This is a genomic window from Prauserella marina, assembly GCF_002240355.1.
Lineage (GTDB): Bacteria > Actinomycetota > Actinomycetes > Mycobacteriales > Pseudonocardiaceae > Prauserella_A > Prauserella_A marina.
In genome coordinates this window covers 4231950-4249896 of the sequence record NZ_CP016353.1, presented here as the reverse complement: position 1 = coordinate 4249896, position 17947 = coordinate 4231950, and the positions used below count along the sequence as shown (strand labels likewise).

Below are 17947 nucleotides of genomic sequence, written 5' to 3'. Positions count from 1 at the left end.
CTCAGTCCTTGCGGCCGGTGAAAGCCAGCGTCGCGCCGAGCCCGATCATCGTCAGCCCGCTCGCTCCGCCGATCACCTCAAGCCTGCGCGGTGAGCGGGCGAACCAGTCGCGCGCCGTTCCGGCAAGCAGCGCCCACATGCTGTCCGTGACGAGCGCGGTCACCGGGAGCAGAATGCCGAGCAGCAGGATCTGGGCCGCGACCGCGCCGCTCTCGTAGTGCACGAACTGGGGGAGTATCGCGGCGAGGAAGACGATCGACTTGGGGTTGGCGACACCGACGATGAAGCCGTCGCGCACTACGCGCAGTGTGCGGACGCGACCGCCCTTCACGCCCGCCTCGAACACGGCGCTGAGTGAGCGCCGGTGCCGCAGTGCCTGAATCCCGAGATAGCAGAGATAGGCGGCGCCGACCAGCTTGATTACGGTGAACACCTCGGCCGAGCGGGAGATCAGCGCGCCGAGGCCGAACGCGACGGCGACGACCTGGGTGTAGACCCCGGCGGCGTTTCCGGCCACCGTCAGCAACGCGTCCCTCCTGCCGACGGTGAGCGCCCTGCTGACGGTGAACAGCACGCTCGGGCCGGGAACGACGACCATCACGAACGTCAGCGCGGCGAACGCGGCGAGCTGGCCTGCCGAGACCACGAACTCCATGCGAGAAGCCTAGGAGCAAGCGCGCGGCGAGGACAGCGAATACTCGGTGGGCCCCCGTGCGGGCACGTCCTACCGTGGTGCCCGTGACGACACCGACGGCACTGGACGCACTCGTGGCAAGGGTGAGCGCGAACTACGACCGGCTCGGCCTGCCGGAGTGGCCCGATCCGCACCCTGACGGGGCCATGCCGCGCGACGAGGAATATTCGCGCGTCACAGGGCCCGGCAAATACCGGGCCCTGCACGCTCGCGCCAGGGTGTGGACCGAGCTGCTTCGCGAGGTCGCCGGGGCGGAGGCCGCCGAGCTGTCCGGAGCCGAGCTCGGCGCGAAGGGAGATCCGAGGCGGTTCGATCGCGGCGTCCGGCTGACCTCGCCCCGGCAGGGGACGTTGCCGCTGATGCTGCTCGAACGCGACCAGCGGGGCACGGACTCCGACCCGCTGGTCGCGAGCCTGTACGCCGGTGTCGGGCCGATGGAGACCGGCGAGGACCTGCCCGACTGTGGCTGCGACGCCTGTGACAGCGGCTCCGCCGACCTGCTCGCCGCGCTGGACGCCACGATCGGCGAGATCGTCGGCGGTCCCTCGGCGCTGGTCAGGGGAGATGGCTGGTACTCGTGGTGGTCGCCGGGCGGCGCCCGGTTCTCCAGCGTGCGGCGCCGCCCTTCTGGCGACACGATGATGGCGCTGGCCAAAAGGCTCGCTCGCGGCGAGGACGTCCGGCTGCCGAGCGGCGCCGAGGCTTTCACCGGCCGCTCGTGGCTTGGCTGAGTACTGAGGCCGCTACCGGAAAGGAGGCAGCCGCCGTGCCCGAGGACGACCGCGCCGACCGCGAGGGAGTTGGCACGAGATCCGAGTGGGAGGCGGCATTCGCCGTGCTCGCTCCCGTGATCGACCTGGTGACGCCCATGGCGGTCCGCGTGGCTGCCTCACTGCGGCTGGCCGACCTGATGACGGAGGGCCCGGTACCGGTCGCGGAGCTGGCCCGCCGGTCGGGCACCGACGCCGACGCGCTCGGCAGGTTGCTGCGCCACCTCGTGTGCAAGGGCATTTTCACCGAACCGGAACACGGCGCGTTCGCCGTCAACGAACCGGCCGCGTTACTGGCGGCGAGCCATCCCTCCGGGATGAGGCGGCGGCTCGACCTCGACGGCTTCGGTGGCCGGATGGACCTTGCCTTCACCGGGCTGGCCTACACCGTCCGCACGGGCGAACCGGCATGGGAGACGGTTTTCGGGATTCCGCTGTGGCGATATCTCGCCGAGAACGAGGAGATCGGCGAGTCGTTCGACGCGATGATGGCCTCGGGAGACGACTACGTCGCCGACGCGGTGCGCGGCTACGACTGGTCGAGTGTCCGGCACGTGGTCGACGTCGGCGGTGGTACCGGCGCCTTCCTCGCCGGGGTACTCGGCACCGATCCCGGTATGCGGGGCACTCTCGTCGACCTCCCGGAGACGGTGGACAGGGCGCGGCGCCATCTCGCGGACAAGGGCCTTGAGCGGCGCTGCGCCGTCGTCGCCGGCAGCTTCTTCGATCCGTTGCCGCCAGGCGGTGACGTGTACGTGCTCAGGAGGGTCGTGCACGACTGGGGCGACGAGGACGCCGTGCGCATCCTGCGCCGCTGCGCCGAGGCCGCCACGCGCGGCAGGACGATCGGCAGTGACGGCAAGAGCGGCAGGGTGCTCGTCATCGAGACGCCGAGCGGTTCGGCGGGCAATCCCGCGACGCTCGCCGAGATGGACCTGCGCATGCTCGTATTCTGCGGAGGCCGCGAACGCGCGACCGACGGGGACGATCCGGCCGACCCCGGCGACTACGCGCCGATCATCGCGCGCGCCGGACTCGATCTCACCGGCGTGCACCGCACCCCGCTGGGTCACGTCGTGCTCGACTGCGTCCCCGGAGCGGGAACCGGATCCTGATGTCGGTGCCCGGTGGTAGGACAGGCTGATGACACGCACGTTTTCCGTCGCCGAGCGCAGGGCGAGGCTGGCGCGGCGGCACCGGCTTGCCCCTGATGCCAAGGCGAGCACGCCGGAGGAAGTCGCCGACAGCATGGTGGCTCTGCACGCCACCGACCCGGCGACCGTGTACCTCGCCGTGGCCGCGCGCGCCCCCGGGGTCACGGTCGCCGACGTCGAGCGCGCCCTCTACGACGACCGCACCCTGCTGCGGATGCTCGGCATGCGGCGCACGATGTTCGTCGTCCCTGTCCCGGTCGCGCCGCTGGTGCAGGCGGGCTGCGCCGAGGACATCGAGCGCAAGCAACGGGCGCTGCTGCTGCGGCACCTCGAACAGACCGGCATTCCCGATCTCGGCCGGTGGCTGCGCGACGTCGAGGACGCCACCGTCGCCGCGCTCGCGGCTCGCGGCTCGGCGAGCGCGCAGGAACTGTCCGCCGACGAACCACGGTTGCGCACCGAGATCACGATGGCGGAGGGCAAGCCCTACGAGGCGCGCGGCTACATCACCAACAGGGTGCTGTTCCTGCTCGCCGTGAGCGGCAGGATCGTGCGCGGCAGGCCGAAGGGGACCTGGCTGTCCACCCAGTACGCGTGGTCGCCCACCGGCGAGTGGCTGCCGGCCGGGCTCGAACCCCTCGACCCCGGCGCGGCGCGAGTGGCGCTCGCCCGGCGCTGGTTGCGGGCCTACGGTCCAGGCCAGGTCACCGACCTGCGCTGGTGGACGGGCTGGACGGCGGCGCAAACCACGAAGGCGCTCGCCGAGATCGGGCCCGCCGAGGTCGACATGGACGGCATTCCCGGCATCCTGCTTCCCGACGACCTTCCCGGCGTGTCCGGCGAATCAGAGGGCGAGCGGGCGCCGTGGGCGGCGCTGCTGCCCGCGCTCGACCCCAGCGCGATGGGCTGGGCCGAGCGCACCTGGCTGGTCGGTGCCCACCGCGCCGCGTTGTTCGACAAAACGGGCAACATCGGGCCCACCGTGTGGAGTGAAGGGCGGATCGTGGGCGGCTGGGCGCAGCGTCCCGGCGGCGAGGTCGTGTACCGCTTGCTGGAAGACATCGGCGCGGAAGCGACCTCGGCGGTGGAGGCCGAGGTCGCCAGGATGAACGCCTGGCTCGGCCAGGTCGGAGTCGTCCCCCGGTTCCGCACTCCGCTCGAACGCGAACTGTCCACTTAATCGATTCGCTGAAAGGTTCCAGGTGGGGGACGTCTCGTGAAGGCCACCCGGATACGCCCAGGCCAGCACGCTAGGGTTGGCGGGAAACCGAAGACGTGTAGCCCCGGTCCGGGACCGGGGCGAACCCCGAGGAGAGAAGAGCAGTGACGGTTCGCGTAGGCGTCAACGGCTTCGGCCGCATCGGCCGCAACTTCTTCCGTGCCGTGCAAGCCAGCGGGCATGACATCGAGGTGGTCGCCTTCAACGACCTCGGCGATGTCGCCACCATGGCCCACCTGCTCAAATACGACAGCATCCTGGGCCGTTTCCCCGAACAGGTCAGCACCAGCGACGAGGGCATCGTCGTGGGCGGCAAGACCATCAAGGCGCTGGCCGAGCGCGACCCGGCCAACCTGCCGTGGGGCGAGCTCGGGGTCGATGTCGTCGTCGAGTCCACCGGCTTCTTCACCAACGCCGACGCCGCGAAGGCACACATCGCGGGCGGCGCGAAGAAGGTCATCGTCTCCGCCCCCGCCAAGGGCGAGGACCTCACCGTCGTTCTGGGTGTCAACGACAAGGACTACGACGGCAGCCAGACCATCATCTCGAACGCTTCCTGCACCACCAACTGCCTCGGCCCGCTGGCCAAGGTGCTTCAGGACAGCTTCGGGATCGAGCAGGGCCTGATGACCACCATCCACGCCTACACCGCCGACCAGAACCTCCAGGACGGCCCGCACAAGGACCTGCGGAGGGCCCGTGCCGCGGCGCTGAACATCGTGCCGACCTCCACCGGCGCGGCCAAGGCCATCGGCCTCGTGCTGCCCGAGCTGAAGGGCAAGCTCGACGGTTACGCGCTGCGGGTTCCCGTGCCGACCGGCTCGACGACGGACCTCACCGTCACGCTGACCAAGAGCGCTTCGGTCGAGGAGATCAACGCCGCCTACAAGGCAGCGGCCGAGGGGCCGCTCAACGGCATCCTGCGTTACAGCGACGACCCGATCGTCTCGTCCGACATCGTCACCGACCCCGCGTCGTGCATCTACGACGCACCGCTGACCAAGGTCATCGGCAACCAGGTGAAGGTCGTCGGCTGGTACGACAACGAGTGGGGCTACTCCAACCGCCTCGCCGACCTGGTGAAGCTCGTCGGTTCCAAGCTGTCCTGACATGGCGGTGAAGACACTCGACGATCTGCTCGCCGAGGGTGTATCGGGTCGCCGCGTGCTGGTGCGTTCGGATCTGAACGTACCGCTCGACGGCGACACCATCACCGACGACGGCAGGGTCAAAGCGGCATTGCCCACGATCAAGAAGCTGGCCGATGCCGGTGCCCGAGTTGTGGTCACGGCACACCTCGGGCGGCCGAAGGGCGCACCGGAGGACAAGTTCTCGCTGCGCCCGGTCGCCAAGCGGCTCGGTGAGCTGCTCGGTGGGGGCGCCGAGGTCCCGCTCGCGGGCGATGTCGTCGGCGAGGAGGCGAAGCGGGTCACCGCCGCGCTCACCGACGGTTCGGTGGCGATGGTGGAGAACGTGCGCTTCGACCCGAGAGAGACCAGCAAGGTGGAGAGCGAGCGGGCCGAGCTGGCCCGCGAGTTCGCCGCCCTCGTCGGTACCGGCGGCGCGTTCGTGTCCGACGGTTTCGGCGTCGTGCACCGCAAGCAGGCCTCCGTCTACGATGTGGCCCGCGTCCTGCCCGCCTACGCGGGCGGGCTCGTGCTCGCCGAACTCGACGTGCTGACCACACTGACCGTCGATCCCGGCAGGCCCTATGTCGTCGTGCTCGGTGGCTCGAAGGTCTCCGACAAGCTCGCCGTCATCGAGGCGCTGCTGCCGAAGGTCGACCGGCTGCTGGTCGGTGGAGGCATGTGCTTCACCTTCCTCGCGGCGCAGGGGCATGGCGTCGGCGGTTCGCTGCTGGAGGCCGACATGGTCGACACGTGCCGGCGACTGCTCGCCGAGGCCGGTGACAAGCTCGTGCTGCCGGTCGACGTCGTCGTGGCCGACGCGTTCTCCGCCGATGCCGACACCCGCACGGTGAGCGCGACGGCCATCGAGGACGGCTGGATGGGCCTCGACATCGGCCCTGACACGGTGTCCGCCTTCGCCTCGGAACTCGCGGCGGCGGCGACGGTCTTCTGGAACGGGCCGATGGGCGTGTTCGAGCTGGCCCCCTTCGCCGAGGGCACGCGCGGTGTCGCGCGGGCGATCGCCGACTCCCCGGCGTTCAGCGTCGTCGGCGGCGGCGACTCCGCGGCGGCCGTCCGGCTGCTCGGTTTGCCGGAGGACGGCTTCTCGCACATCTCGACCGGCGGCGGCGCGTCGCTGGAGTATCTGGAAGGCAAGGAACTGCCCGGCGTGGCCGTCTTGAGCGAAGGGAAGTGATGGTGGCGCGCAAGCCGCTGATCGCGGGCAACTGGAAGATGAACCTCAACCACCTTGAGGCCATCGCGCTCGTGCAGAAGATCGCCTTCTCGCTCCCCGAGAAGTACTACGCCAAGGTCGACGTGACGGTGCTGCCACCGTTCACCGACATCCGCAGCGTGCAGACCCTCGTCGACGGCGACAAGCTCCTGCTCAGCTACGGAGCGCAGGACCTTTCCGCGAACGACTCCGGTGCCTACACCGGTGACGTTTCCGGGCCGATGCTGGCAAAGCTCGGCTGCACGTACGTCGCGGTGGGGCACTCGGAGCGCAGGCAATACCACGCCGAGACCGACGAGGTCGTCAACAAGAAGGTGCGGGCGGCGATCAAGCACGGGATCAAGCCGATCCTGTGTGTCGGCGAGCAACTGGAGGTCAGGGAGGCCGGCGGGCACATCGAGCACACCACGGGCCAGCTCATCGCCGCGCTGAAAGGGCTCAAGGCCGACCAGGTCAAGGAGGTCGTCGTCGCCTACGAGCCGGTGTGGGCCATCGGCACGGGCAGGGTCGCGACCCCCGCCGACGCCGAAGAGGTGTGCGCGGCGCTGCGCGCGGCGCTCTCCGACAAATACGGGGCAGAGCTGGCCGAGGCCACGCGCGTGCTCTACGGTGGCTCCGTCAAGTCCGGCAACATCGCCGAACTGGTCGCGTGCGACAACGTGGACGGGGCTCTCGTCGGTGGCGCCAGCCTTGACGGTGAGGAATTCACCAAGCTTTGTGCGCTGGCCGCAGGAGGCCCTCTACCATGAGAACGATGGGTACCCGCTACTCTGGGTACCCCGCCACCCGCAGTACACAGAGGATGACATGAAGCTGTTCCTGCAAATTCTGTTGATCGCGACGAGCGTGCTGCTGATCGTCGCGGTGCTGCTGCACCGCGGGCGCGGCGGTGGACTGTCTTCGTTGTTCGGTGGCGGTATGCAGTCGAGCCTGGCCGGGTCGAGTGTGGCCGAGAAGAACCTCGACCGCATCACGCTCGGTCTTGGTGCGGTATGGCTGATCGCCATCGTGGGCCTCGGACTGCTGGTGAAGATTTAGTTGCCCTTGGCGTGCTGGGCGGGGGCACGCCAACTCTCTGGTGGGTGTGAGGATTCATGGTTGGCGGTAACGCTATTCGAGGCACCCGAGTCGGTGCGGGTCCGTCCGGCGAGTCAGAGCGTGGCGAGTCGGCCCCCCGGCGCCGCGTCTCGTACTGGTGCGTCAACGGGCACGTGTCCCGGCCTTCGTTCTCGGCGGACGCAGAGGTCCCGGAAGAATGGGACTGCCCGCGTTGCGGGCTTCCCGGTGGGCAGGATGAGCAGAACCCGCCGGCGGCTCCGCGGACGGAGCCGTACAAGACGCATCTCGCGTATGTGAAGGAACGCCGCAGTGACGCCGATGGTGAGGCCATCCTCGCCGAGGCGCTGGAACGGCTGCGGCAGCGCAGGGAGATCTGAAACTCCGCTGAACAGGGTCTTCTCGCCTCGGTGGGAAGCCCCTGCGGCGGCTGGGGTCGAAGGAGTGGGGCTCGCGGTGTAACCGCGAGCCCCACTCCTGTCTGTGTGCCTGGTGTGCCGGTGCGCGTCGGTGCCGATGCGCGAGTCGTGCGCGCGTGTCCCCCGCTCAGGCCAGCGAGATCCGCGTGCAGGTCGCCGAGTTCTGCGCTCAGGTCGGCGACATGCGCGTTCACAATGCGGGAATGCCGCGCGAGCAGGTGAGATGCCCGTTCGCGCCAGCCTGACATCTCCCGCAGCCGCCGCTCGGCTTACGACCTCGCAGCCCGCGTTCGCGTGGGGCCCGGCTTACGTTCCCGCAGCCCGCCAGGCGCATGTACCCGACGCCCGCGTTCGCTCGACGCCCGACCTCGACGCCCGACCTCGCCGCACGGCCTGGGCGCCCGACCTCGCCGCCCGGCGCCCGACCTCGCCCGGCGTCCGCCGCCCGGCCTGCGCGCGATCCGCGACCCGGTGACCACCTGGCACCGGGGTTTGCCGGACCTGCCGTCGGCCCGCGCTCGCGCTAGGTCGTCACCGGATATCGTGCCGCCGCCTCGAATCCACCGTCGTCGGTCGCCTTCGTTTCGAACGTGCCGCCAAGCAGTCGCGCCCGCTCGGCAAGGCCGGTCAGGCCGTACCCACCGGAAGGCAGCAGGCCGGGCTGCTCCCTCGGCCGGTCGTTGCGGACCTGGATGGTCAGCGCTTCCGTGTCGCCCGAGAGCCGCACGAAGGCCGTGGCCCCCGGCGCGTGCTTGCGGACGTTCGTCAGGCACTCCTGCACGGTGCGATATGCCGCCGCCGACACCTGCGGAGGAACGTTGTCCGGCAACCTTTCCACGGCGAATTGAACCGGCACTTCGGCGTTGTCGATCAGTTCCGGCAGATCGGCCAGATCGGGACGGGAGGGGTCCTCCTCCGCCGCACTGGACCGCAGCACTCCGACCAGCGAGCGCAGTTCCTCCAGCGTGTGGGTGCCGAGCGTGCGGATGGTCTGCGCCGTGCGCTGGGTTTGCGCGTCGGAGCCGGAGGCCGCCATGGCGCCCGCCTGCATGACGATGAGGGTGATGTCGTGTGAGACGACATCGTGCATTTCCCGCGCCAGCCGTGCTCTCTCCTCGGCGCGCACGGCCTGCGCGTGCAGCTTGCGTTCCCTGTCCCTGCTGGCCGCGAGTTCGCTCAGCCGCGCGGACAGTTCGGTTCGGGCCCCGATGAGCAGGCCGATCGCCAGCGGCATACCGGCCACGATCACGCCGTAGATGACGTCGAGCGCGTGTTCCTGCCAGGTCATGGCATAGAACTCGGGCAGTGGCCACAAAATGAACCGGCAGAGCCACACCAGTCCCGCGCCGACCCACACCTGCCAGTGCAGTTGCTTGCGCGTGGCGAGATAGCCCAGCGCAAGCATGGCGGCGACCTGGGCCCAGCCGGCGAAGAACCCGGGAACGGTCAGCAACAGCGTCGTGAACGGCAGCAGACGGCGGAATGCCAGCGCGGCACAGCTCACCACGGACAGCACGACCGAATACGTCTCAGCCTGCTGCGGGATGATCAGCCACACGTCGAGAACCGCGATCACGATGACGGCGACATCGACGGCGGTCTTGCGTACGAAGGGACGTTTCCACAGTGCGGACAGCGGTCCGGCGGATATGGTTCTCCGTCGAACCTTGTTGGCGGTTTCCATGCCGGGGCGGCCGACCGAAACCCCGGGTATCGAGATTCCCTCTGTGGTCATGGCTCAGACCTCTCGTCTTGTGGACTTACCTGAGAGAGGACTGAGAAAGCCGATCGGGACGCGCGGATCGGGAAAAATGTGCGGGATGTCGGCCTGCGGTCAGGAATTCAGGAGGTCAGGACCATTCTGGCCCCCACAGCGCGGCCCGCGAGGGTGATTCAGACCCGTGGCGGCGAAGGGACGCTCGACTTTCCGGCGGCGGCCTTGTCGACGAGCCACAGCGTTCGCTGGGACCCCCGTGCACCCGCGACGGGAAGCTGCACCTCACCCGCGCCGGAAAGAGCAAGCGCCACCGCGTCGGCCTTCGCCTCACCCGCGGTGATCAACCACACCTCGGCGGCTTGCCTGATCGCGGGAAACGTCAGCGAAATCCGGGTGGGGGGCGGCTTGGGGCAGTCGCGCACCGCGACTACCGAGCGCTCGTTCTCGTAGGCCGCGGGCGACTCGGGGAAGATCGAGGCGGTGTGCCCTTCCCCGCCGAGACCGAGCAGGAGCACGTCGAACGCGGGTACCGCGGCGCCCGGGCCCGCGTTCGCGGCGAGCACCTCGGCATACGCCGCTGCCGCCGCGTCGGCGTCATCGCCCAAAACCCCGTCGGAGGGCGCCATCGCGTGCACCCTCGCCGGATCAACCGGCACGTGATCGAGCAGCGCCTCCCGAGCCTGCAACTCGTTGCGTTCGCCGTCGGCCGAAGGGACGAACCTCTCGTCACCCCAGTAGATGTCAAGTCGCGCCCAGTCGATCGCGTCCCTGGCGGGGGAGTGGCGAAGCTGCTCCAGCACGGCGATGCCGGTGCCACCACCGGTCAGTACCACCGAAGCCGATCCGTTGGCGGCTTGCAGGTCGACCAGTTTCGTCAGCAGCCGCGCGGCGGTGGCCGCCGCGAGCAGTTCGGCGTCGGCGTGGACGACGACTTCCGGCGAAGGGCTCATGCGTTCACCTTCGTGGTTGTGGTCTTCGAGGCGGCCGTTTTCTTGCGTGCCGCGGAGAGCTTGCTCAGGCCGTGCAATGCCGCCTCGTAGATCTCGTCGGGGTCGAGCCTGCGCAGTTCCTCGATGAGACAGTCGCGCGTGTCCCTGCGCCGCAACGAGATCCGCCGCTTCGGCTGCCCGGGCTGGGTCAGCGTTCCGGTCCTGCCGTCGGGGCGGACCAGCTCGATCGCGCCGGAAGGACGATCCAGCTTCACCGCGACGATGCCCTGCGCGCTCGTGGTTTTCACCCGCTTGACCGGGACCCTCAGATACTCGGCGAGCCATCCGGCAAGCAGCTCCGTCGATGGCGAATCGGCTTCGCCGGTCACCGAGGCACCCGTGATCCGTTCGTGCGGAGGCAGATCCAGCGCGGCCACGAGCTGAGCCCGCCAGTTGGTGAGCCTGGTCCACGCGAGGTCGGTGTCACCGTCGACATAGCTCTTGGCCCGCGCCGACAGCGCCCTGATGGGATTTTTCTCCGCCGCCGAATCGGTGATCCTGCGCTGCGCCAACTGCCCGAGCGGATCCTTCGCGGGGAACTTCGGTGCCGTGCCGGGCCACCACGTGACGATCGGCGCGTCCGGCAGCAACAACGGCACCACGGCGCTCTGCCCCTGATTGGCGAGCGCGCCGTAGAGACGCAACACGATGACCTCACTGGCGCCGGCGTCACCGCCGACCCTGATCTGGCCGTCGATCCTCGGAGCGGCCGTCCGCGCGCCCTTGGCGACGACGATGACCCGTGAGGGATGCTCCCTGCTGGCCTCGTTGGCCGCGTCGATCGCCGCTTCGAGCTGCTCGTCGTCCTCGGCCACGATCACCAGGGTCAGCACCCTGCCCAGCGCGACTGCGCCGCCTCTTTCCCGCAGCTCGACCATCTTCTTGTTGAGCTGAGAGGTTGTCGTCGAGGGAAGATCGATGATCACGGCCGCCTCCAGTGCCTGCCCGTGCGTTCCAGCATCTCGTCAGCGGCTTCCGGCCCCCACGAACCGGGTTGATACGGCTCGGGGGCGCCCTTCTTGGCCCAGTGATCGAGAACCGGGTCGAGGATCCGCCACGACAGCTCGACCTCTTCGTTGACGGGGAACAGCGACGGCTCGCCGAGCAGCACGTCGAGGATCAGCCGCTCGTAGGCTTCCGGCGAGGTTTCGGTGAACGCGTGCCCGTAGCCGAAGTCCATCGTGACGTCGCGGACCTCCATCGTGGTCCCCGGCACCTTCGAGCCGAAGCGCAACGTGATGCCCTCGTCCGGCTGCACCCTGATCACCAGCGCGTTCTCGCCGAGCTCTTCGGTCGAGGTCGAGTCGAACGGCAGGTGGGGTGCCCTCTTGAACACGACGGCGACCTCGGTGACCCTCCTGCCGAGACGCTTGCCGGTGCGCAGGTAGAAGGGAACGCCCGCCCAGCGCCGGTTCTGCACTTCCAGCGTCACCGCGGCGTAGGTCTCGGTCGTCGACTCCTTGGAGAAACCGGCTTCCTGCAACAGTCCCGGCACCTTCGTGCCGCCCTGCCAACCACCCGAGTACTGGCCTCGGGCGGTCGTGAGATCGAAGGGGCCGACCGGTTTCGTCGCGCCGAGCACCTTCACCTTCTCCGCCCGCAACGTGGTTGGCTCGAAGGAGACCGGTTCTTCCATGGCGGTCAGCGCGAGCAGCTGTAGCAGGTGGTTCTGGATGACGTCACGGGCGGCGCCGATGCCGTCGTAATAGCCCGCCCTGCCACCGAGACCGATGTCCTCGGCCATGGTGATCTGCACGTGGTCGACGTAGTTGGCGTTCCAGATCGGCTCGAACATCTGGTTCGCGAACCGCAGCGCCAGGATGTTCTGAACGGTTTCCTTGCCGAGGTAGTGGTCGATGCGGAACACCGAGTCCTCGGGAAACACGTCGTTGACGACCGCGTTGAGTTCCTTGGCGCTGGAAAGATCGTGCCCGAACGGCTTCTCGATGACGACGCGCCGCCACACGTCCTCACTGGAATCGGCGAGCCCGCTGCGCGCGAGTTGCTTGGTGACGACGGGAAACGCGCTCGGCGGGATGGAGAGGTAGAACGCCGTGTTTCCTCCGGTGCCGCGCTCGGTGTCCAGTTCCCTCACCGTGTCGGCGAGCCGGTCGAACGCGTCGTCGTCGTCGAAACTTCCCTGCACGAACCGGATTCCCTCGGCGAGCCGGTTCCACACCGATTCGCGGAACGGGGTCCTCGCGTGCTCGGCGACCGAATCGTGCACCAGCTCGCCGAAGTCCTGATCCTCCCAGTCGCGGCGCGCGAACCCGACGAGCGAGAACCCGGCGGGAAGCAGGCCGCGGTGGGCGAGATCGTAGATCGCGGGCATCAGCTTCTTGCGGGAAAGGTCGCCGGTGACGCCGAAGATCACGAGGCCGGATGGGCCCGCGATCCTCGGCAGCCGCTTGTCGCGGGGATCGCGCAGCGGGTTCGTCCAGCCTCGTTTCATGAAGCGAGCTCCTGTACGGCACGCATGACGTCGACAAGGCCGGCCGCCCTGTCGGTGAGATGCAACCGCAGCACCGGTCTCCCGTTGTCAGCGAGCACCTGACCGTCGCCAAGGGCCTGCGCCCGTTGCAGGGTTCCGAGGGAGTAGGGCCGGTCGGGGACGGCGATGTCGGTCTCGACGGCGCCGGTCAGCTGGAGGAAGACACCGTTGGGGTGACCGCCCTTGTGGTACTGGCCGGTCGAGTGCAGAAACCGGGGCCCCCAGCCGAACGTGGTCTGCAATCGGCACCGTTTGGCCAGTTCGGCCCGCAGCAGCCCGGCGGAGGCGTCGTCGAGCCGGTCGAGATACGCCTGCACCGACACGTAACCGTGTTCGGGCGCCGTCGCGAGAAATTCGCGCAGCACCCCGGCGAGACCGTCGCTTGTGGACACGTCGCCGTAGACCTCGACGGAACCGAACACGGCCGAAGGGCTTCCCGTCTCGCTCAGCGAACCGGGATCGTCGAGCAGCGAACGAGCCGCCTTCTTCGCGGCCTCGACGTCGGGCTGGTCGAACGGGTCGATCCCGAGCAGCCTTCCCGCGACCGCGACCGCCGTCTCCCACAACAGGAACTGCGCGCCGAGCGGTCCGGCGACCGCGATCGTCGCCTCGCCGAGCAGTTCGCCGATGGCGACCGGGGTCGCGTCCTGGCCCGCGTCGGCGAAGCCGGGCGCGCCCGCGTCCTCCACCACGACGGGAAGCAGCCCGGTGCCCTGCTTGCCGGTCGACTCCGCGATGAGCTGCTCGGCCCAGTCACCGAAACCCGCGATGCCGGAACCGGTGTCGGCGAGCACGACCTTCTCGGCGCCGTCCGCGTGCGCGGAGCCCAGCGCCGCGGCCAGCCGCAGCGCGGGGTTGTCGGCCGAGTCGGCCGAGAGCGCGTCGGCCACGCCCGCGGCCTGATCGAGCAGTCTGGCGACGTCGGCTCCCGCGAGACCGGCAGGCACGAGGCCGAACGCGGTCAGCGCGGAGTAGCGGCCACCGACGTTCGGGTCGGCGAGGAACACCTTGCGATAGCCCTCGTTCTCGCCGAGTTCGGCCAGCGCCGAGCCGGGATCGGTGACGACGACGATGCGGCTCGCCGCGTCGATCCCGGCCTCGGTGAAGGCTTCCGTGAAGATGCGCCGGTGACTGTCGGTCTCGACCGTCGTCCCCGACTTCGAGGACACCACGAGCATGGTCCGGTCGAGATCACCGGCGAGCGCGTCGGCAACCTGGCCAGCGTCGGTGGTGTCCAGCACGGTCAGCGCCACGTTCTCGGTTCCGGTGATCACCTCCGGAGCCAGCGAGGAACCACCCATGCCGGCGAGCACGATCCTGTCGATGCCCTCCGAGCGCAGGTCGGTACGCAGCGCCTCGATCTCGCCGATCAATGGACGCGAGGTCTGGTAGAGCGTTGTCCACGACAGCCGGATCGCGGCTTCCGCCTCGGCTTCGGAGCCCCACAGCGTGGGGTCCTGCGCCGCGAGCTTGCCCGCGATCCGGTCGGAGACGAGCTTGTCCAGCAGCGGCGCGGCCGACGATTCCACAGTGGAATCGATGCTGACTCCGGTGTGCTCAGCGCCCATGCGGCGTCAGCCCTTCGCTTTGTCGAGCTGCCCGGTGACCGTGTCGAGCAGTTCGGCCCACGACTTGTCGAACTTCTCGACGCCCTCGTCCTCCAGCGTGCGGAACACGTCGGCGACGTCGATGCCCGCTGCCGAGAGCTTGTCGAACACCCGCTGTGCCTCGGCTCCGGAGCCCGACACCCGGTCGCCCTTGAACTCGGCGTGGTCGGCCGCGGCGTCGAGGGTCTTCTCCGGCATCGTGTTGACAGTGCCGGACACGACGAGCTCGTCGACGTACCTGGTGTCGGAGTAGTCTGGATTCTTCACGCCGGTCGATGCCCACAGTGGACGTTGCGGCGCCGCGCCCGCCTCGGCGAGGTCCTTCCAGCGCTGGGTGCCGAACAGTTCCTCGTAGGCGGCGTAGGCGAGGCGGGCGTTGGCAATCGCCGCCTCACCGCGCAGTGCCATGGCCTCGCCGGTGCCGATGGCCTCCAGCCGCTTGTCGACCTCACTGTCCACACGGGACACGAAGAAGGAGGCGACGGACTGGATGCCGCTCAGGTCGTGCCCGTTTTCCCTCGCCTGCTCCAGTCCGGCGAAGAAGGCGTCGATGACGGCCCGGTAGCGCTCGACGGAGAAGATCAGCGTCACGTTGACGCTGATGCCCTGCGCGAGTGTCTTGGTGATCGCCGGAAGTCCCTGCTCGGTGGCGGGGATCTTCACGAAGATGTTGGGCCGGTCGACCGTCTTCCACAGGTCGGCCGCCTCGGCGACGGTCTTGCCGGTGTCGCGGGCGAGCCCGGGATCGACCTCGATCGACACCCTTCCGTCGACCCCGCCGGTCGCGGTGTAGACGTCGCGGAACACGTCGGCGGCGTTGCGCACGTCGGTGGTGGTGAGTTCCCGCACCGCCGCGTTGACGTCGGCGCCGCGGGCGGCCAGTTCCCTGACCTGCTCGTCGTATGCCTCGCCGTTGGAGAGTGCCGCCGCGAAGATCGTGGGGTTGGTGGTCACGCCCACGACGTGCTTGTCGCGGATGAGTTCGGCCAGATTGCCCGACGTGAGCCGTTCCCTCGACAGGTCGTCGAGCCAGATCGACACACCGGCCCGCGAAAGCTGGGCCAGCCGGTCGTTGTCGCTCATGACGTTTTCCCCTTTGCTGCTCGGAGTTCTCGGATCAGGAGTTCTTCTCCAGCGAGCGGCGGGCCGCGGCGACCACGGCCTCCGCGGTGAAGCCGAACTCACGGAACAGCGTCGCGAAGTCCGCCGACGCCCCGAAGTGCTCGATCGACACGATCTCGCCGTTGTCGCCGACGAACCGGTGCCACGGCTGCGCGATCCCGGCCTCGACGGCGACCCTCGCCTTGACGGTGGGCGGGATGACGGCGTCGCGGTAGCTCTGTTCCTGCGCGTCGAACCACTCGACGCACGGCATCGACACCACACTCGTGGCAACGCCCTCGGCCTCCAGTGTCTTCCTCGCCTCGACGGCGAGCTGAACCTCGGAGCCGGTGGCGATGAGCACCACGTCCGGCGAGCCGGTCGAGGCTTCGGCCAGCACGTAGCCGCCCCTCGCGACGCCCTCGGCGTTGGTGCCTTCGAGCACGGGCACGTTCTGCCGGGTCAGCGCGAGGCCCGACGGCGCGTGGACGTCCTCAAGCACCGCCTTCCACGCCGCGGCGGTCTCGTTGGCGTCGGCGGGCCGCACCACGTTGAGGCCGGGAATGGCGCGCAGCGAGGCGAGCTGCTCGATGGGCTGGTGGGTGGGCCCGTCCTCGCCGAGACCGACCGAGTCATGCGTCCACACGTAGGTGACGGGAGCCTTCATCAGCGCGGCCAGCCGCACCGCGGGGCGCATGTAGTCGCTGAAGATGAGGAAGGTGCCGCCGTAGGGCCGGGTGCCGCCGTGCAGCGCGATGCCGTTGAGGATCGAGCCCATCGCGTGTTCCCTGACCCCGAAATGCAGCGTGCGGCCGTAGGGGTTGGCCTTCCACATGTCGGTGGCCGCCGAGGAGGGACCGAAGGAGTCGGCGCCCTTCATCGTGGTGTTGTTGCTCTCGGCGAGGTCGGCCGAACCGCCCCACAGCTCGGGAAGCACACCGGCGACGGCGGAAAGCACCTCGCCCGATGCCTTCCTCGTCGCGATGCCCTTGGCGTCGGGTTCCCAGCTCGGCAGGTTCGCGGCCCAGCCCTCGGGCAGCGACCTGGTGCGCAGCCGGTCGGCGAGCTGCTTGCGCTCGGGGTTGGCGGCGGCCCACTCGTCGAAGCGCTCCGTCCACGCCGCGTGTTCCCTCTTGGCGCGGTCGAGCGCCTTGCGGGTGTGCGCCAGCACCTCGTCCTCGACCTGGAAGCTCTTGGCGGGGTCGAAGCCGAGGATTTCCTTGACGGCGGCGACCTCCTCGCCGCCGAGTGCCGCGCCGTGTGCCTTTCCGGTGCCCATCTTCTTCGGAGCCGGGTAGCCGATCACGGTGCGCAGCAGGATGAAGGAAGGGCGCGTGGTCTCCGCCTTCGCCGCCGCGATGGCGTTCTCGAACGCCACGACGTCCTCGCCGCCGTCGACGACCTGCACGTGCCAGCCGTAGGACTCGTAGCGCTTCGCCGTGTCCTCGGACAGCGCGATGTTCGTGTCGTCCTCGATGGAGATCTTGTTGTCGTCGTAGATCACCACGAGGTTGCCCAGCTCCTGGCGGCCTGCCAGCGAGGATGCCTCCGAGGTGACGCCCTCCTCGATGTCGCCGTCGGAGGCGATCACGTAGATGTGGTGGTCGAAGATGCTCTCGCCCTGCGGCGCGGCGGGGTCGAGCAGCCCGCGTTCCCTGCGCGAGGCCATCGACATGCCGACCGCGTTCGCGAGGCCCTGGCCGAGCGGACCGGTCGTGGTCTCGACTCCCGGCGTGTGCCGGTATTCGGGGTGCCCCGGCGTCCTCGAACCCCACTTGCGGAGCTGTTCGAGGTCGTTCAGTTCGAGGCCGTATCCGGCGAGGAAGAGCTGGATGTAGAGGGTGAGGCTGCTGTGGCCCGCGGAGAGGATGAACCGGTCACGGCCAGGCCACTCGGGGTCGCTCGGGTCGTGCCGCATGACGCGCTGGTACAGCGAGTAGGCGACCGGCGCGAGGCTCATCGCGGTGCCGGGGTGCCCGCTGCCGCAGTGTTCGACGGCGTCGGCGGCCAACACCCTGACCGTGTCCACCGCGCGGGTGTCCAGATCCGTCCAATCGGCGGGGTAGTTCCGGCGCAGTAGTGGGTTGTTCTCGGTGTTCGCGGCGTTTTCCGACACTGAACTCGGCTCCTGAGTCTGCGCGTGTGCTTCGCGTGTGCACAGCGTGCGTCTGCTGTTCGTGATTACCCGGTGGCCCGGCCGCCACCTACCTTAATCGATCCGGTAGCCGTCATCCGGCAAGTCGTCCCGCAAGCCGGCGGGCTGATCTCGCGCGGTGACGACGGCGTCGCGGACCGACATCGGCCAGCCTAGTAGGTAGGCGCTGACCCGGACGGCTGACCGACTCGGCGGACCCGCGAAGGTGGGA

At 69.1% G+C, this 17947-nt stretch carries 16 protein-coding genes; 8 read left to right on the top strand and 8 right to left on the bottom strand.

What is annotated here, in order from left to right; all coding sequences use genetic code 11:
* Position 1: 1 nt before the first annotated feature.
* The gene (locus BAY61_RS19910; protein ID WP_091808125.1) at positions 2-646 is read right to left on the bottom strand and encodes a LysE family translocator; all 645 of its coding nucleotides are present in this window, start codon (positions 644-646) and stop codon (positions 2-4) included.
* A 92-nt stretch (positions 647-738) separates the two neighbouring features.
* On the opposite strand from BAY61_RS19910, the gene BAY61_RS19905 reads away from it, so the two are divergent.
* The 8 genes from BAY61_RS19905 (at position 739) to BAY61_RS19870 (ending at position 7637) form a co-directional block, all read left to right on the top strand.
* A complete protein-coding gene (locus BAY61_RS19905; protein ID WP_245865269.1) occupies positions 739-1425 on the top strand; it encodes a DUF6226 family protein in 687 nt (228 codons plus the stop codon).
* A 35-nt stretch (positions 1426-1460) separates the two neighbouring features.
* A complete protein-coding gene (locus tag BAY61_RS19900; protein ID WP_245865267.1) occupies positions 1461-2579 on the top strand; it encodes an acetylserotonin O-methyltransferase in 1119 nt (372 codons plus the stop codon).
* Between the two features lie 28 nt (positions 2580-2607).
* Positions 2608-3798 (top strand): winged helix DNA-binding domain-containing protein, encoded by a 1191-nt coding sequence (locus BAY61_RS19895; RefSeq protein ID WP_091808127.1) that lies wholly within the window; start codon positions 2608-2610, stop codon positions 3796-3798.
* 143 nt (positions 3799-3941) lie between these two features.
* Complete coding sequence (gap, locus tag BAY61_RS19890; protein WP_091808129.1) at positions 3942-4946, top strand: type I glyceraldehyde-3-phosphate dehydrogenase; 1005 nt, start codon at positions 3942-3944, stop codon at positions 4944-4946.
* 7 nt (positions 4947-4953) lie between these two features.
* A complete protein-coding gene (locus BAY61_RS19885) occupies positions 4954-6162 on the top strand; it encodes a phosphoglycerate kinase (protein WP_176879827.1) in 1209 nt (402 codons plus the stop codon).
* Positions 6163-6164: 2 nt separating this feature from the next.
* Positions 6165-6950 (top strand): triose-phosphate isomerase, encoded by a 786-nt coding sequence (gene tpiA, locus BAY61_RS19880; RefSeq protein ID WP_091808499.1) that lies wholly within the window; start codon positions 6165-6167, stop codon positions 6948-6950.
* Positions 6951-7008: 58 nt separating this feature from the next.
* Positions 7009-7239, top strand: a complete 231-nt coding sequence (secG, locus tag BAY61_RS19875; protein WP_091808133.1) for a preprotein translocase subunit SecG — start codon at positions 7009-7011, stop codon at positions 7237-7239.
* A 56-nt stretch (positions 7240-7295) separates the two neighbouring features.
* On the top strand, positions 7296-7637 hold the full coding sequence (locus BAY61_RS19870) for an RNA polymerase-binding protein RbpA (protein WP_091808134.1): 342 nt from the start codon (positions 7296-7298) through the stop codon (positions 7635-7637).
* A gap of 562 nt (positions 7638-8199) precedes the next feature.
* Here the strand turns inward: BAY61_RS19870 and BAY61_RS19865 are convergent.
* The 7 genes from BAY61_RS19865 to tkt all read right to left on the bottom strand — a co-directional run bounded on the left by BAY61_RS19865 (position 8200) and on the right by tkt (position 17697).
* Complete coding sequence (locus BAY61_RS19865) at positions 8200-9411, bottom strand: sensor histidine kinase (protein ID WP_091808136.1); 1212 nt, start codon at positions 9409-9411, stop codon at positions 8200-8202.
* A 158-nt stretch (positions 9412-9569) separates the two neighbouring features.
* On the bottom strand, positions 9570-10343 hold the full coding sequence (pgl, locus tag BAY61_RS19860; protein ID WP_091808138.1) for a 6-phosphogluconolactonase: 774 nt from the start codon (positions 10341-10343) through the stop codon (positions 9570-9572).
* Complete coding sequence (gene opcA / locus BAY61_RS19855) at positions 10340-11308, bottom strand: glucose-6-phosphate dehydrogenase assembly protein OpcA (RefSeq protein WP_091808139.1); 969 nt, start codon at positions 11306-11308, stop codon at positions 10340-10342. The genes pgl and opcA overlap by 4 nt, the downstream gene beginning before the upstream one ends.
* Positions 11305-12834: a glucose-6-phosphate dehydrogenase gene (gene zwf / locus BAY61_RS19850; protein ID WP_091808141.1), complete on the bottom strand. Its 1530-nt coding sequence runs from the start codon at positions 12832-12834 to the stop codon at positions 11305-11307. The genes opcA and zwf overlap by 4 nt, the downstream gene beginning before the upstream one ends.
* Complete coding sequence (locus BAY61_RS19845; RefSeq protein ID WP_091808142.1) at positions 12831-14441, bottom strand: glucose-6-phosphate isomerase; 1611 nt, start codon at positions 14439-14441, stop codon at positions 12831-12833. Before BAY61_RS19845 ends, zwf begins: the two co-directional genes overlap by 4 nt.
* A 6-nt stretch (positions 14442-14447) precedes the next feature.
* Positions 14448-15563 carry a transaldolase gene (tal, locus tag BAY61_RS19840; RefSeq protein WP_091808144.1) on the bottom strand — a complete coding sequence of 372 codons (1116 nt, stop codon included), beginning with the start codon at positions 15561-15563 and terminating at the stop codon, positions 14448-14450.
* Between the two features lie 34 nt (positions 15564-15597).
* Complete coding sequence (gene tkt, locus BAY61_RS19835; RefSeq protein WP_091808145.1) at positions 15598-17697, bottom strand: transketolase; 2100 nt, start codon at positions 17695-17697, stop codon at positions 15598-15600.
* Positions 17698-17947: the final 250 nt, after the last annotated feature.

Excerpts from the sequence above, each read along its gene's own strand:
- BAY61_RS19895 (WP_091808127.1), top strand. The coding sequence starts at position 2,608 with ATGACACGCACGTTTTCCGTCGCCGAGCGCAGGGCGAGGCTGGCGCGG.
- secG (WP_091808133.1), top strand. The coding sequence starts at position 7,009 with ATGAAGCTGTTCCTGCAAATTCTGTTGATCGCGACGAGCGTGCTGCTG.
- BAY61_RS19870 (WP_091808134.1), top strand. The coding sequence starts at position 7,296 with ATGGTTGGCGGTAACGCTATTCGAGGCACCCGAGTCGGTGCGGGTCCG.
- BAY61_RS19865 (WP_091808136.1), bottom strand. The coding sequence starts at position 9,411 with ATGACCACAGAGGGAATCTCGATACCCGGGGTTTCGGTCGGCCGCCCC.
- pgl (WP_091808138.1), bottom strand. The coding sequence starts at position 10,343 with ATGAGCCCTTCGCCGGAAGTCGTCGTCCACGCCGACGCCGAACTGCTC.
- zwf (WP_091808141.1), bottom strand. The coding sequence starts at position 12,834 with ATGAAACGAGGCTGGACGAACCCGCTGCGCGATCCCCGCGACAAGCGG.
- BAY61_RS19845 (WP_091808142.1), bottom strand. The coding sequence starts at position 14,441 with ATGGGCGCTGAGCACACCGGAGTCAGCATCGATTCCACTGTGGAATCG.
- tal (WP_091808144.1), bottom strand. The coding sequence starts at position 15,563 with ATGAGCGACAACGACCGGCTGGCCCAGCTTTCGCGGGCCGGTGTGTCG.